11 protein-coding genes are annotated in these 13978 nt (G+C 62.2%); 8 read left to right on the top strand and 3 right to left on the bottom strand.

The window, feature by feature from the left end; genetic code table 11:
- The first annotated feature begins 165 nt into the window (after positions 1-165).
- Both PHO31112_RS10475 and PHO31112_RS10470 read left to right on the top strand, forming a co-directional pair.
- On the top strand, positions 166-1464 hold the full coding sequence (locus PHO31112_RS10475) for an MFS transporter (protein ID WP_246178051.1): 1299 nt from the start codon (positions 166-168) through the stop codon (positions 1462-1464).
- Positions 1465-1484: 20 nt separating this feature from the next.
- Complete coding sequence (locus tag PHO31112_RS10470) at positions 1485-2633, top strand: YgeY family selenium metabolism-linked hydrolase (protein WP_246178013.1); 1149 nt, start codon at positions 1485-1487, stop codon at positions 2631-2633.
- A gap of 47 nt (positions 2634-2680) precedes the next feature.
- Here the strand turns inward: PHO31112_RS10470 and PHO31112_RS10465 are convergent, their stop codons facing one another.
- The gene (locus PHO31112_RS10465) at positions 2681-4126 is read right to left on the bottom strand and encodes a DEAD/DEAH box helicase (RefSeq protein WP_150620452.1); all 1446 of its coding nucleotides are present in this window, start codon (positions 4124-4126) and stop codon (positions 2681-2683) included.
- Positions 4127-4887: 761 nt separating this feature from the next.
- On the bottom strand, positions 4888-5460 hold the full coding sequence (locus PHO31112_RS10455; protein ID WP_150620451.1) for a DJ-1/PfpI family protein: 573 nt from the start codon (positions 5458-5460) through the stop codon (positions 4888-4890).
- Positions 5461-6147: 687 nt separating this feature from the next.
- Here PHO31112_RS10455 and PHO31112_RS10445 point away from each other — a divergent pair.
- Both PHO31112_RS10445 and PHO31112_RS10440 read left to right on the top strand, forming a co-directional pair.
- Complete coding sequence (locus tag PHO31112_RS10445) at positions 6148-7743, top strand: MDR family MFS transporter (RefSeq protein ID WP_150620450.1); 1596 nt, start codon at positions 6148-6150, stop codon at positions 7741-7743.
- A gap of 4 nt (positions 7744-7747) precedes the next feature.
- Complete coding sequence (locus PHO31112_RS10440; protein ID WP_150620449.1) at positions 7748-8308, top strand: MarR family winged helix-turn-helix transcriptional regulator; 561 nt, start codon at positions 7748-7750, stop codon at positions 8306-8308.
- Positions 8309-8411: 103 nt separating this feature from the next.
- Here PHO31112_RS10440 and PHO31112_RS10435 read toward each other — a convergent pair whose 3' ends face one another.
- Positions 8412-9683 carry an amino acid deaminase gene (locus tag PHO31112_RS10435; protein ID WP_150620448.1) on the bottom strand — a complete coding sequence of 424 codons (1272 nt, stop codon included), beginning with the start codon at positions 9681-9683 and terminating at the stop codon, positions 8412-8414.
- 163 nt (positions 9684-9846) lie between these two features.
- On the opposite strand from PHO31112_RS10435, the gene PHO31112_RS10430 reads away from it, so the two are divergent.
- The 4 genes from PHO31112_RS10430 to PHO31112_RS10415 all read left to right on the top strand — a co-directional run bounded on the left by PHO31112_RS10430 (position 9847) and on the right by PHO31112_RS10415 (position 13754).
- Positions 9847-10728: a MurR/RpiR family transcriptional regulator gene (locus PHO31112_RS10430; protein WP_150620447.1), complete on the top strand. Its 882-nt coding sequence runs from the start codon at positions 9847-9849 to the stop codon at positions 10726-10728.
- Between the two features lies 1 nt (position 10729).
- Positions 10730-12220, top strand: a complete 1491-nt coding sequence (locus PHO31112_RS10425) for an N-acyl-D-amino-acid deacylase family protein (RefSeq protein ID WP_150620446.1) — start codon at positions 10730-10732, stop codon at positions 12218-12220.
- Positions 12221-12266: 46 nt separating this feature from the next.
- Positions 12267-12653, top strand: a complete 387-nt coding sequence (locus tag PHO31112_RS10420) for a RidA family protein (protein ID WP_036663661.1) — start codon at positions 12267-12269, stop codon at positions 12651-12653.
- Between the two features lie 579 nt (positions 12654-13232).
- Positions 13233-13754 (top strand): hypothetical protein, encoded by a 522-nt coding sequence (locus tag PHO31112_RS10415; RefSeq protein WP_150620445.1) that lies wholly within the window; start codon positions 13233-13235, stop codon positions 13752-13754.
- Positions 13755-13978: the final 224 nt, after the last annotated feature.

Genomic DNA, 13978 nt, shown 5'->3' with positions numbered 1-13978 from the left:
AGGCCGCGAGGCCCGCAGGGGAACGTGTTGCCCGAAGCTTATGCCGAAGTCTTCGTGCGCATCACGCCTGGCCAACAGTTCGTCACGATTATTTTCGCGCTGGAGCCTATGATGAAAAACGCACCATCCCCTGTATCCCTTGCGGGCAGCTCGCCCGAGCAACGCATGCATGCCGACCCTCGCGTCCTGAGCGACGCCGACGACAATACGCTGTATCGCCGCGTGGCATGGCGGCTGGTCCCGTTCCTGATGCTCTGCTACGTGGCCGCGTTCCTCGATCGCGTGAACGTTGGTTTCGCGAAGCTGCAGATGCTCGACGATCTGGGCTTCTCCGAGACCGTGTACGGCCTGGGTGCGGGCATCTTCTTCATTGGCTACTTTCTTTTCGAAGTGCCCAGCAACGTGCTGATGCATCGCATTGGCGCCCGGAAGACACTGGCGCGCATCATGGTTCTGTGGGGCGTGATCTCTGCCGCCATGGCCTTCACGCAAACGCCCACCCAGTTCTACGTGCTGCGCTTTCTGCTCGGTGCAGCCGAAGCCGGCTTCTATCCGGGCATCATTCTGTATCTGACGTACTGGTTCCCGTCGGCGCGTCGCGGCCAGATCATCGCCATCTTCATGACGGCGGTGCCGTTCGCCGGCATTCTCGGCGGCCCGCTCTCGGGCTGGATCATGCAGACGTTCCACATGGGGCACGGCATGGCCGGCTGGCAATGGATGTTCGTCATCGAAGCCGTGCCGTCGCTGGTGCTGGGTGTCGCGGTGCTGGCCTACCTCGACGACCGTATCGCTGACGCTTGCTGGCTCAACGACGCGGAGAAGGCGCGTCTCGCCCACAATGTCGCTGCGGAAACGCACGAGAAGGTCGAGCACGTTTCGCTGTGGAAGCTGCTGCAGGATCGACGCGTGCTGCACATGGCGCTGATTTGCTATTGCACGGTGTCGAGCCTCTCGGGCCTTGCGTTCTGGATTCCTTCGGTGATCAAGTCGACCGGCGTGAAGTCGCTGCTGGAGATCGGCTTGCTGACTGCCGTGCCCAACGCCTGTGCGGTGGTGTCGATGGTGCTGGTGTGCCGTCATTCCGACAAGACGCGCGAGCGCCGCTGGCACATGGTGATTCCGTTCGCCGTCGGGGGCACGGGTCTGATCCTGTCGACGTTGTTCGGTCATAACCCGCCGGTCGCTGTTGCGATGCTCTCGGTGGCTGCCGCCGGCTGCATGGTCTGCTCGCCGCTCTTCTGGAGTTTGCCGACGGCCTTCCTCGAAGGGCGCAGTGCTGCTGCGGGCATCGCGGGCATCAACGCCTTCGCCGGTCTGGCCGCGTTCGTCAGCCCGTATGCGATCGGCTGGATCAAGGACACCACCGGGTCGACCGACTGGGGCATGTACTTCCTCGCGAGCTTTGCGTTCATCGGTGCCTTCCTGGTGCTGAGAGTGCCGGCGCGGCTCGTCAATCGCTAAGCATGGGGAGCCGGAACGACATGACGATCGACGTCATTGCCCTGACGCAGGAAATGGTGCGCACGCCGAGCCTCTCGGGCGACGAGGGAAGCATGGCGGCGCTGGTGGAGCGGCGCATGGGGGATCTCGGTTTCGACGAGATCCATCGCGACGAGAACGGCTCGGTGCTGGGCCTCATCGGGCCGGCAGGCACCGATGTTGCCGTACTGTTCGACGGCCACATGGATGTCGTGCCGGTGGTCGGCCAGTGGAGTGTCGAGCCTTTCGGGGGCGAGATTCGCGATGGCCGGCTCTACGGGCGCGGCAGCACCGACATGAAGGGAGGCATCGCGGCGGCCATGTGCGGAGTCGCACAGGCGGCGGCCACGGGGCGCCTCACGCAACGCGTCGCGGTGTCGGCCAGTGTGATGGAGGAGGTGATCGAAGGCTTTGCACTGGCACCGGTCCTTGATCGATGTTCGCCAGCGGCCGTCATCATCTGCGAGCCGTCGAAGTTGCAGATCAAGTCGGGGCAGAAGGGGCGCATGGAGATTCTGCTGACGTTCGAGGGCACGCCCGCGCATGCGGCGTCACCCGAGTGCGGCGTGAATCCGTTGCACGCGGCTGCGCAGGCCCTGATCGCCTTGCAGGATCTGCAATTGCCGACGCATTCGTCGCTGGGAGAAGCGTTGCTGGTGCCGACGGACATCGTATCGACACCGTATCCGTCGATCTCGATGATCCCGACGGCGGTGACGATCCGTTTCGACCGGCGCACGTTGCCGGGCGAAACATCGCAGGACGTACTCGCTGCCATCGAATCGCGACTGCACGCGGCGGGACTGGAGCGCTTCACGCTCGCCGTGACAGGCGACAAGGTGAGGACATTCACCGGTTGCTGCGCGCGGCCATTCCGATGGCTGCCCGCGTGGCAGATGGCGGATGACCATGCGCTGGTGTCGGCGGCGGGACGCGCGGTTCGGGCGGCGGGGCGTGTCGCCAGTCTCGGTACATGGCGTTTCTGTACCAATGGATCGGAGTCTGCGGGCCGCCGCGGAATTCCGACAATTGGGCTAGGGCCCGGCAACGAGGAGGACGCGCACACGATAGATGAATCGATCGCCCTCGATCAACTCAAAGGCGCGTGCGGCATCTATCGAGAACTGGCACTTCAACTGGCGGCGCGGTAGTGGTGCGGGGGCGCATTCTCACGGCTGGCACGACGCAGCCCCGCAGATCAGGGGCGGCGTCTGCTGTGGCCACCCGCAGGTTTGCCAGCGGGCTTGCGTGAACCCGTAGCCGGCTTGCTGGAAGGCTGGCTACGCGGCTTTTTCGCACCGAATGGGTTGCCGTTGGATACGCTTGCGGTTTGACTCGCGTTTGCGGTGCGCTGCACGGCGGGTTTGCGTTTGCTCTCGCGACTTTGACGACGCGGTTGCTTGCTTGGCGCCGGCACGCCGCCCGGCGTAGCCTGCGGCACTTTGGGCTTCTTCGGCTTCTTGGGTTTCTTGATGACCTGGCCTGTCGCGTTCGTCTGCGGCACGCGGTGCTCGGCTTCAAAACCCGACACTTCTTCGCGGGGCAGCGTTTGCCGGATCAGCGCTTCAATCGCGGCGAGTTGCGGCGCTTCGTCCGCACACACGAGAGACACCGCCACGCCGCTGGCGCCCGCGCGGCCGGTGCGGCCGATACGGTGTACATAGTCTTGCGCCACGATCGGCAGATCGACGTTGATCACTAGTGGAAGGTCGTCGATATCCAGCCCGCGCGCGGCCACATCGGTGGCGACCAGCATCTGGACTTCACCCGTCTTGAAGCGATTCAGCGCACGCAAGCGCGCGGGTTGCGGTTTGTCGCCATGGATGGTGTCGACCGCATAACCGGCTTCATCCAGTATGGCTGCCAGGTAATCTACGCCGTTGCGGGTTTTGACGAACACGAGCGCGTGCTGCCAGTGGTTCTCGGCCACGAGGTGCATGAAGAGGTCGGGCTTGTTCTTTTTATCCACTGTCACCACCCACTGCTTGACCTTGCTGGCCGTGGTATTGGGCGGGCTGACGCTGATATTGACCGGGCCGCGCAGAATGCTCGACGCCATGGCGCGGATGTCATCGGTAAACGTGGCAGAGAACAGCAGGGTCTGGCGCTGAGCGGGCAAGGCCGCGAAGACGGCGTTGAGTTCGCGTGAAAAGCCCAGATCCAGCATGCGGTCGGCTTCGTCCAGCACCAGCGTTTGTACTTGATCGAACTGCACGGCGTTCTGGCGGTTGAGATCGAGCAAACGGCCCGGCGTGGCAACGAGCACATCCACGCCTTTGCGCAACTTCATCATCTGCGGGTTGAGACTCACTCCGCCATAGGCGGCCAGAAATCGTAAGTCGAGGCCTTTGCCGTAAGCGACGAAGCTCTGCAGCACTTGCTCAGCCAGTTCACGCGTGGGCACCACCACCAGAACACGCGCACGGTTGCTTGAGACGGCAGGGCCGTGTTGCACCAGTCGCTGCAACAGCGGCAGCGCAAAACCGGCTGTCTTGCCCGTGCCTGTCTGCGCTTCAGCCATAACGTCCTTGCCACTGAGCACAGCAGGAATCGCCTTGGCCTGCACCGGCGTAGGTGTCTGGTAATTGAGTTCCTGCAGATTGCGCAGCAACGGATCGATCAGGCCAAGCGAGGCGAAAGACATGGACGTAGTCGGGGCGAAAACCGTAATTCTAGCCGTTACCGAACCGATTGCATCGGCGAGACTCTTCGTCAAAAGGATCGGCGTCGATGCCTTGTCCCCAACGCCCTTTCTCGATCCATTCACGAACGCCAAAGGTTCAACCACGACCGGCAGGAATGACGACCTCGTGCACGCCGAACTCATTCGGCGCCACGGCCTCGTGAGTCTCGCCGCAGATTGCGAAGCTCAATGCTTCTGGAGGTGTCGTATTGGGGGTGCGATAAATGTGAGGGATTGCGAACACCGCATTCCAGACCTGCCAGTTCGGTTCCTTCCTGAGCGCACTCGGCGTCGTACCGAATGCCCGCCTGAACGCGCTGCAAAATGCCTCGGGACTTTCAAAGCCCGCACCGAGTGCGGCGTTGAAGCGTTTTGTGTACGCGAAGTCGGTCGGTATGTCGGACCCTGGGAAAGGCTTCCTGGAAGTACGGTTGGCACTAGAGTCGACTATCGCGGCGCAAACGCGCCTAGCCGCGCGTGCTCAAGCACATTTGGGTTGGCCGATGCGATCTCTTCCATGGCGTTCCTCTATCGGTTGAGCAACTGTTAGCCGTTGACGCTGGCCCCCCGCTCATCCAGGACCGAGTCCATTTTCAGCTGTGCCAGCGCGATCAGCTATTGGGGCGGATCCGTTCATAGCCGCATGGGCCGCTCGGAAAATACGCTCCAGTTGAGCGGGAGCTGATTGCAGCGGCTGATGCCTGCCACTGAAGTACCCATATCTAGGCGGACCGGCAGTGCTCGGCAGCGTGCATTGCCAGGTAGGCTTTGAGGTTTTCGTCACCTATCCCCAAGGTGTATAAGATCTCAGCCATGAAACTGACCGGAGCGGTACCCGGGGCTGTAATTACGCGCTTATCGGCGATCGCATAGGGGACATCCTGATAGTAAGCCGCTCCACCATAATTCAGTTTCGACAGGTTCTCAGCCGAGTTGGATGTGTGGCGCAGGTTATCGAGGACGCCCGATTGTGCTAACACACGGGTACCATCGCAAATGCCGGCGAGGATGATGTCTCTTTCATGGGCCGCGACAATCAGGTCCGTGATATTCGGGGCCTGATCGGTCTGCCAAAGGCTACCACCACATATGATTAGCAGGTCGAGTTCATCGAGCTGTATGGCTTCGATCGCCAAGTGTGGAGTGACGATTATCCCTCCAGAGGAGGTGACCTGGGTGCCCCCTGGGGTCGCAAAGCGTGTATCGAAGCCGTAGTAGGCGCGACCGGTGGAGTTGATCAGGGCTGTTTCCCAATCTGAGAAATTCTCGGTGAGAATAGTAACGGCACGTGTCATTAGAATCCTTCTCTTACGGCATTGATAAGCATCTGAGGGTGCCTTTCCCTCGTGGGCCCAAAGGGTAACAAATATGATCGTCAGTTTTTGTCAGTAGCATGTGGGGCATGCGTAGTGCTGGCGCCAACTTCCATGCGGCCCCGGGTTTTGAGAAGCGCTTTTCGGCGCTGGGGGCGTGGTTCATGCAGGCGTGCCGTCAGCAACAAACCGAAACCCATGCAAAGCAGTCAAGGAGGCATGTTGATATTTTTTGATGTCTCTCGAGCATTACGCGTTTTCGGTCGGGCAGGGCGATTTTAAAAAAGTAACCGCACAGCTGCGATCACTTCGCGTCATTGAGTGGAAAAGTAATTCGAGCGAAGGTGGTTCATTTTATTTTTTAGACCTTGATGGCCGTCGGCTAAAGGTGCATGCGGGCACCCATGTTTCTCGACTTGACCAATGTCGGCTGCGACCGTACGAGGGTATGGCGTTTTTCGACTGACCGCTGTTGGCTGTGGATTCAAGCCGTCGTCACCTTGACCTACGCGCGTGGTATGCACTTGCTCAAAGTTCAATTCGGCTCGTTCCCCCGCGGCTGAGGGATACCCCGCCCCGCTTTGCCCCCAACTAACAACTCAGCTTGCAAGCCCCCCGCACCTGACGTGCTAAAATATTTGACCGATCAAACATTGATCCGTCCAAAAAATGGCTCCCAGTCCCAGTACTCCGCATTCGGCGGGGCAGGTATTGCCCTTCCGGCAGTCGCTCGTGGCGATGCTCGGCCTTTGTTTCTGCACGATGATGGTGGCGCTCGATCAGACGGTCGTCGGCACCGCATTGCCAACCATCGTTGCGGAACTCAAGGGGTTCGAGTACTACGCGTGGGTCGCAACGTCATATCTCCTGACCTCCGTCATCACCGTGCCGATCTTCGGCCGGCTCGGGGATTTCTACGGACGCAAACCGTTCGTCGTCGCCGCCATCATCGTCTTCACGGCGGCCTCCGTCCTGTGTGGCGCCGCCACCAGCATGCCGTTCCTCGTCATCGCGCGGGCCTTGCAAGGCATCGGCGGCGGCATGCTCGTCGGTACCGCGTTCGCCTGCATCCCGGAACTGTTTCCCGATTCGCATGTGCGTCTGCGCTGGCAGGTCATGCTCAGTTCCGCATTCGGTATCGCCAACGCCATCGGCCCCTCGCTCGGCGGCTTCCTTACCGAAGGCTACGGCTGGCGCTCGGTCTTCTACGTCAACGTGCCGGTCGGTCTGCTCGGCCTTTGGTTCGTCGCGCGCCACCTGCCGCATATGCGCGCCGAAGGCCATGGCAAGGCGAGCCTCGACTGGCTCGGCGCGCTTCTCATCACCGCCGCGCTCGGCAGTTTGCAGATGCTCGTCGAATGGCTGCCCGCCGACGGTCTTTCGCGCGGCGTGGTGACGTTGTTCGTCGTGTTGGTCGTCTCGTCGTATGCACTTTACTGGTGGGAGAGGCGCACGTCGCATCCGATCCTCCCCTTCGAGATGTTCCGCGACAAGAGTCTGGCGCCGCTCTTCGTGCTGTCCGTGTTCGCGGGCTTCGCCATGTTCGGCGTGCTCTTCTACGCGCCGCTGATGCTGCAAGGCGGTTTCGGACTCTCGCCGCGTGAAACCGGTCTGCTCATTACACCGATGGTGGTGTGCATCACCGTGGGCAGCATCGTGAACGGCCGGCTCATCACCCGCTTGCGGAACCCGAACGTCATGCTCTACGGCGGCTTCTTCCTGCTCGCGCTCGCTTGCGCAGGCGTCGTCACCACGCATCGCGGCACACCTCACGGTCTGATCGCGACCTATATGCTGCTCGCCGGCCTTGGCCTCGGCTTCGTCATGCCGAACCTCACTGTCTTCGCGCAGGAAGTCGCCGGGCGCGCGCATCTCGGCATTGCGACCGCACTCATGCAATCGCTGCGGATGATCGGCGGGATGCTCGGCACGGCCATCGTCGGCACGCTCGTGAATCACAGCTACACCGCGCGGGTGAAGGAGGCCCTTGCCGTCAGCGAGGGCACGCAGTGGACCGCTCAACTCTCCGACCCGCAGATTCTCGTGAACACCCAGGCGCAAAACGACTTCATGATGACGCTCGCGCACATGGGGCAGAACGGCGCACTGTTCATCGAATCGGCGCGCACGTCGCTCGTTGCCGCCATTCACAACGGACAGATGGTCTCGCTCGCGGCCGCGCTTGCCGGTCTGTGGTTTGTGCGGCGCGTGCCGCTCATTCGTCTGACGCGCGGCGCGAAGCCGCAGGCGCCAGCCGGGGAGTGACGCGATGCCTATACCACTGAAACGTAACGTCATCCAGCAACTCAGCCTGACGTATCGGGCGATGATGCTCGCGTTCGACGCGCAGGTCGGTCACCCTCTGCCACGCTGGCGAATCATTCTCGCGCTGGCAGAACGTGGCACCTGTTCGCAGAAGTTTCTTGCAGAACACTGCCGGCTCGACCCCGCGTCGCTCACGCGTCAGTTGCAGTCGATGGAAGCGCTCGGCTGGCTCTCGCGCGCGACGGATCCGCAGGACAATCGCCTCACGAACGTCACGCTCACCGCGGCAGGCATGAGCGTGTACGACGAAGCGACGCCGCGCCGCCAAGCCTTTTTCGACGACGCGCTCGCAGGCATGACACCCACCGAGATCGCAACGCTGGAAAGCGCGCTTAGTCATCTCGAGGCGCAGTTCAAGGCGGTGGCGACCCGGGCGAAAGAGGCCGAGCCGGTCGAGAAGGCCAGTGGCGAGACCAAACGACGAACCGCTGCCGCCCCGACCGAACAGGCCCCGCCCGTGCCGGTCGCGGCACCGCGCAAACGTGCGTCGAGAAGCCAATCGTAAGCGTGTGCATGCGACGGCGCCGTGAGACGAAAAAAGCCGCCCATCGGGCGGCTCTTCATTTGGGGCAGAGTCTGCGAATTTCGCGTTTCAAACGCGCCGGCATTCAGAAGAACGTCTGTACGATCTCGATGACGTTGTAGTCGCTGTCGACGACCGGTAGATGACGCCATTTGTCGAACGTGAGGCACGGATGCGAAATGTCGAACGCGATCATGTCGCCGACGCGGACATCGTCGCCCGGCGCAATGCGCAGGTACGCGTGCTGATCCATCATGCCGGTGATTTCCCAGTGCGCGGGCGTCGCCTTCGGTGTCTTGCTCTGCCCCGGACGGAACTGTTGCGCCGGCTCCGGCATGCCCGCATCGAACGCCGCATCGCGCTTGCCGAGGGCAATGATGGCGCGCTCCGGTTCGGGGATCGACTGCACGTACGCCCAGAGTTGCAGCGCCGGTTGCAGTTGCGAGCGCATTTGCTTCGCGATCGGGTTACGTGTGGCGATCTGCGCCTGCGCGGCCTTGTAGATGCCGACATCGTGCGTGAGGTAGCAGCCGGGACGCAGAACTACGTCGAGCGCCGTGCCCACGTCCTTGTGCGCAAACTCGTCCGCGACCACGTCGTACCACGCCGAACCCGCGCCGGAGAGTACCGCCGGGCTGCGCTCAATGCGACCCGCCGCGACCAGCTCGCGCGTCATGCTCACCGCACGTTGCAGGAACGCACGAATGTCCGTCTCGGTGCTGAGCACGCCTTCATAGACTTCCACGCCTGCCAGCTTGACGGCGTCGTGGTACTGCGTCAGCGCGTCGAGCACGGCTTGCTGCTGCGCGGCGTCGCGCACGCCGGTACGTCCGCCCGTCACGCCCAGTTCGATCAGGACTTGAATCGGCTGACCGCGCGCGCGGAAGAACTCGCCCAGATGCGCCACCGCAGCGGCAGAGTCCACCAGGCAGAAGAACTCGAAATCTGGGTCTTTCAGCAGATCGGCGATCACCGCCATGTTGCGCTTGCCGACGAGCTGGTTCGCCATGAGGATGCGTCGCACACCGTGGTGATACGCCGCATTGGTCTGCTGCGCCGTGGCAAGCGTGATGCCCCACGCACCACCGTCGAGCTGACGGCGGAACAGCTTCGGCGCCATCGTCGTCTTGCCGTGCGGCGCGAGCTTCACACCGTACTCATGAACGAACCGCTGCATCCACGCGAGGTTGTGACGAATCTTGTCTTCATAGAGCACGGCGGTCGGAAGACTCAGGTCTTCGTTGAGCAAATTCCAGCCCAATCCGGCCGTTGCAGACGGCGCAAGCGGGGCATTCAACGCACCCAAACCCTTGTTGAGGGTATCGATCATGCCATGTTGATAGTTTGTATCATTCATTGGGAATCCTCCACGTGACAATGCGCCGACAATCGCCGGATGGCTCCTATAATAGCTTTTAATTACCGGTCTTTGACTGGTTTGTTATAAAGTACCAAAAATTAGCGGATCTTTCAAAAAGGCATCCCGGCGAATCGTCGCGGGCGCCGCACAGACCAGAGATATGGCCGAAACCTTCGATATCGTGACGCGCGTTGCCGAGCGCAGTGACGCCCTGAGTCAGGCAGAGCGCAAAGTCGCGCAGGTGGTGCTGGAAGACGTGGCGGGCGCGGCGGCGGCATCGATCAATGTGCTGGCCGAACGCGCAGGGGTAAGCGAGGCGAGCGTGACGCGCTTTGCCAAAGCGATGGGCTGCCGCGACGTGCGCGATCTCAAGCTGCGTCTGGCCCAGGCGGCCGTGGTCGGTCAGCGCTTTTTCGGCGCGAACGCGGCGAACGGGCAAGACGGAGCGGGCGAGACCATCGACCGGATCGCCGACGATATTCAGACCACGTTGCAGGTGCATCGTGGCCTCATCAAGCCGGAAGTGGTGCGGCGTGCGGCGGGGCGGTTGTTGTCGGCCCGCATGGTGTACGCCTTCGGCATGGGCGGCGGTTCGTCGCTGATGGCTGACGAAGCGCGCTACCGGCTCGTGCGTCTGGGGCGGCCTGTGGCGAGCTATCAGGACGCCGTGATGACCCGTATGGTTGCCGGCACGCTCGGCCGCGACGACGTCGTGCTGGCCTTCTCGGTGAGCGGCCACACGCCCGAGCTGGTCTCCGCATGTGAGATCGCGCGGGAGTACGGCGCACAGGTGGTAGCGATCACCGCGACAGGCTCGCCGCTCGCGGCGTTGGCCGACGAGGTGTTGCCGATCCGTGCACTGGAAACGGATTTCATTTTCAAACCGTCGTCTTCACGTTACGCGATGCTGCTGGCGATGGACGTGCTGGCCACGGAACTGGCGTTGCTCGCCAAGCCGCAGAGCCAGGCGCTGTTGCGGCGAATCAAGTACGTGCTCGACACGCATCGTGGCGGCGGCGATCGCCAGCCTCTGGGAGATTGATATGACTAACAGCCTTGCGAACCGGACGGTCGACACCCTCATCACGAACGTACGTCTGGCGGACGGCTCCGGCGCGCCGATGACCGACGAGCGTTTCGATGTCGCGCTACGCGACGGTCGTATTCACACGATGGCGAAGGCAGGTGCAGTGTCCGGTTGGGATGCCGCGCAACAGATTCACGGGGACGGCCACGTGTTGAGCCCGGGGTTCATCGATGTGCATACCCACGACGACACGAACGTTGTGCGCGCACCGGAAATGACGCCCAAGCTCTCGCAGGGCGTGACGACGGTTGTCGTCGGCAACTGCGGTATCAGCGCGTCGCCTGTGGTACTCAAAGGCGATCCGCCCGACCCGATGAACCTGCTGGGAGACGCCGGCGCGTTCCGGTATCCGACCTTCGCCGCCTATGTCGACGCGCTCGAGAAAGCGCAGCCGGCGATCAATGTGGCCGCGCTGATCGGCCATACCGCATTGCGCAATAACCATATGGACCGGCTTGACCGGCCTGCGACCGAGGCGGAAATCGAGGGCATGCGCGCGCAATTGCGCGAAGCGCTCGAACACGGTGCGTTGGGACTGTCGACCGGTCTTGCCTACGCGAACGCGAATGCCGCGCCGACCGAGGAAGTGCTCGCGCTGGCCGAGCCGCTCGCCGAGGCGGGTGGTCTCTATGCGACGCACCTGCGCACCGAATTCGCCGAGATTCTCGAAGCGCTCGATGAAGCCTTCCGCATCGGACGTCACGCGCGCGTGCCGGTCGTCGTCTCTCACCTGAAGTGTGCGGGCGTGGACAACTGGGGACGCAGCGCAGAAATTCTCGAGGCACTCGACAAGGCGCAACGCTTTCAGCCGGTCGGCTGCGATTGTTATCCGTATACGGCCAGTTCGTCGACGCTCGATCTCAAACAGGTGACGGACGACTTCGACATTCTCGTGACGTGGTCGCAACCGCACCCGGCGCAAGGCGGCAAGCTGCTGGCGACGATTGCCGGCGAGTGGGGCGTCGATCTGATGGAGGCGGCAAAGCGTCTGCAACCGGCGGGCGCCGTGTATCACTGCATGGAAGAGGACGACGTGCGCCGCATCCTGCGTCATCCCGCGACCGTTGTCGGCTCGGACGGGCTGCCGAACGATCCGTTGCCGCACCCGCGTCTGTGGGGCGCGTTCCCGCGCGTGCTCGGCCGCTATAGCCGCGAGCAGCAATTGTTCTCGCTCGCCGAAGCCGTCCACAAGATGACGGGCCTTTCGGCCGAGCGTTTCGGATTGACGCAGCGCGGTTTCGTGCGCGAGGGCTACTGGGCCGATCTGGTGTTGTTCGATCCGGCTACGGTGGCCGATGCCGCCACCTTCACCGATCCGATGCAGCCGGCGTATGGTATCGCCGCCGTATGGGTCAACGGGGTGTTGTCGTGGCAAGACCGCGCGCCTACGCAGAATGCGCGCGCGGGCCGTTTCGTGCGTCGCGGCAAGCCTCAGCCGGTGCTTTGAGTCAGTGTTTGTTGAAGCCGTTTTGTCGAAAGGAGCGATGATGAGTATCAAGCGATATGGCGTGGAAGGCGGGCAGGGCACAGGTGGCCAGCGCATGCCCTTTGCACGCGCAACCGAAGCCGATGGCTTCCTGTTCGTTTCGGGGCAGACCCCGATGAAAGACGGCGAAGTGATTGATGGGGGCATCGTCGCCCAGACGCATCAGGCCATTCAGAACATGCTGGCGATACTCGCCGAGGCCGGTTACGGCACCGAGCACGTGATGCGTTGCGGCGTATGGCTGGACGATCCGCGCGACTTCGCGTCGTTCAACAAGGTATTCAAGGAGTACTTCGGCGAACACCCGCCGGCGCGCGCTTGCGTGGTGTCGAGCATGGTGATCGACTGCAAGGTGGAGGTGGACTGCGTGGCGTACAAGAAGCCTGCCGCCTAAGCTTATTTCCACATCGGCGGCCCCCCGGGTACCTGTTTCACAAAGTCTACGGTTTGGCTTCGATGGCACAGTAGGAGAAGGGCGTGCAGGCTTGCGTTTCCTAACCTGTGAGGAGACGAACCGTGAGACTGGACCCAAATTTGACACCGGCTGTACACCACGCCACGACACCGCAGCGTTCGGAGGGCGCGAACCAGAACGATTCTGCGATCACCATCGACTTCCCGCCTGCGCCCGACGATGTACGCCTTCATCGGCAAATGGGAGGCCGGGTATGTCAGGAGGGATGCTCGTCATTGTTGACGGGGCTGGCTGTGACGATTCTCGGCTTAGCGGGCGTTGTGAGTGGTACGTATTTTATTGTCGACGCTGCGGCGACGGTTGACGATTCGTCGCTGGCGCGAAGCAATCAGAGGGCTGAATACACCGCAGGCGGGTCACTTCTCGGGCTCGGGGTGATGGCTGTCACGATCGGTCTCAGCCGGCTTTGCGCCGGGTGGGAGGAACGTCGTGCGTCGGCGGTCGAAATACGCGAATTGCGCGTGGGGACGCAGTACGAAATGACAGGAGGGGATGCACGTGAATACGCTTGAGGCACCGATCGGTGATACCCCTTCGTCGAAACACATCGCCATCACGATCGATTCGGCGCTCAATCTGGTGCGCGACGCCAGCAAAAAATACGAAGCACTGGGTTTGCCGCAACCCGGTGAGTGGGATGCGACACAGTGCGACACCGCTTACCGCCACGGTTACGGCGCATTTGAGCGTGGCGATTATGCGCAGGCCATCGAGTGTTTTGCTCCCCTGCTATCGGCGTGTCCGCTCGAAGCCGACTACGCACTTGCGCTGGCGCTTTCGGTGCAGAGGCATGGCGAGCCCGAGGTGGCGTTATCTTTGTTCATGGCGGCGGCATTGATGGACGAGGAGGCGCCCGGGCCGATGTATCGCGTTGGTGAATGTCTGATCGAGCTACAGCACTTCGAGGCGGCGTATCGCGCCATGAAGGAGACGCTGCATCGATGTGCCGATCAGCCGAAGTATGCAGACGTAGGCAATGCCGCGCGAAAATTGATGGTCAAGGTCAGCTCCATGAGCTAACTGGTAAGCAAGCACTCCTGAGATGAAATGGCGACGGGACTCACTCACCCGTCGCCATTTTTTTGTGCGTCCAGATATCGATGGAGGCACCGTTGCCCAGATACATCGAGCCATTCGGAACATGCTGGCGATACTTGCCGAGGCCGTTTACGGCACCGAGTACGTACTGCGCAGGAAGCGAGCGGCCGGCGATTTCGTTGGCCGTTTTCGTTTTTCCACCACGC

Origin of the sequence: Pandoraea horticolens (assembly GCF_902459555.1) — a bacterium.
In the GTDB taxonomy this organism is placed as follows: domain Bacteria; phylum Pseudomonadota; class Gammaproteobacteria; order Burkholderiales; family Burkholderiaceae; genus Pandoraea; species Pandoraea horticolens.
This window is presented reverse-complemented; position numbering and strand designations above follow the sequence as displayed.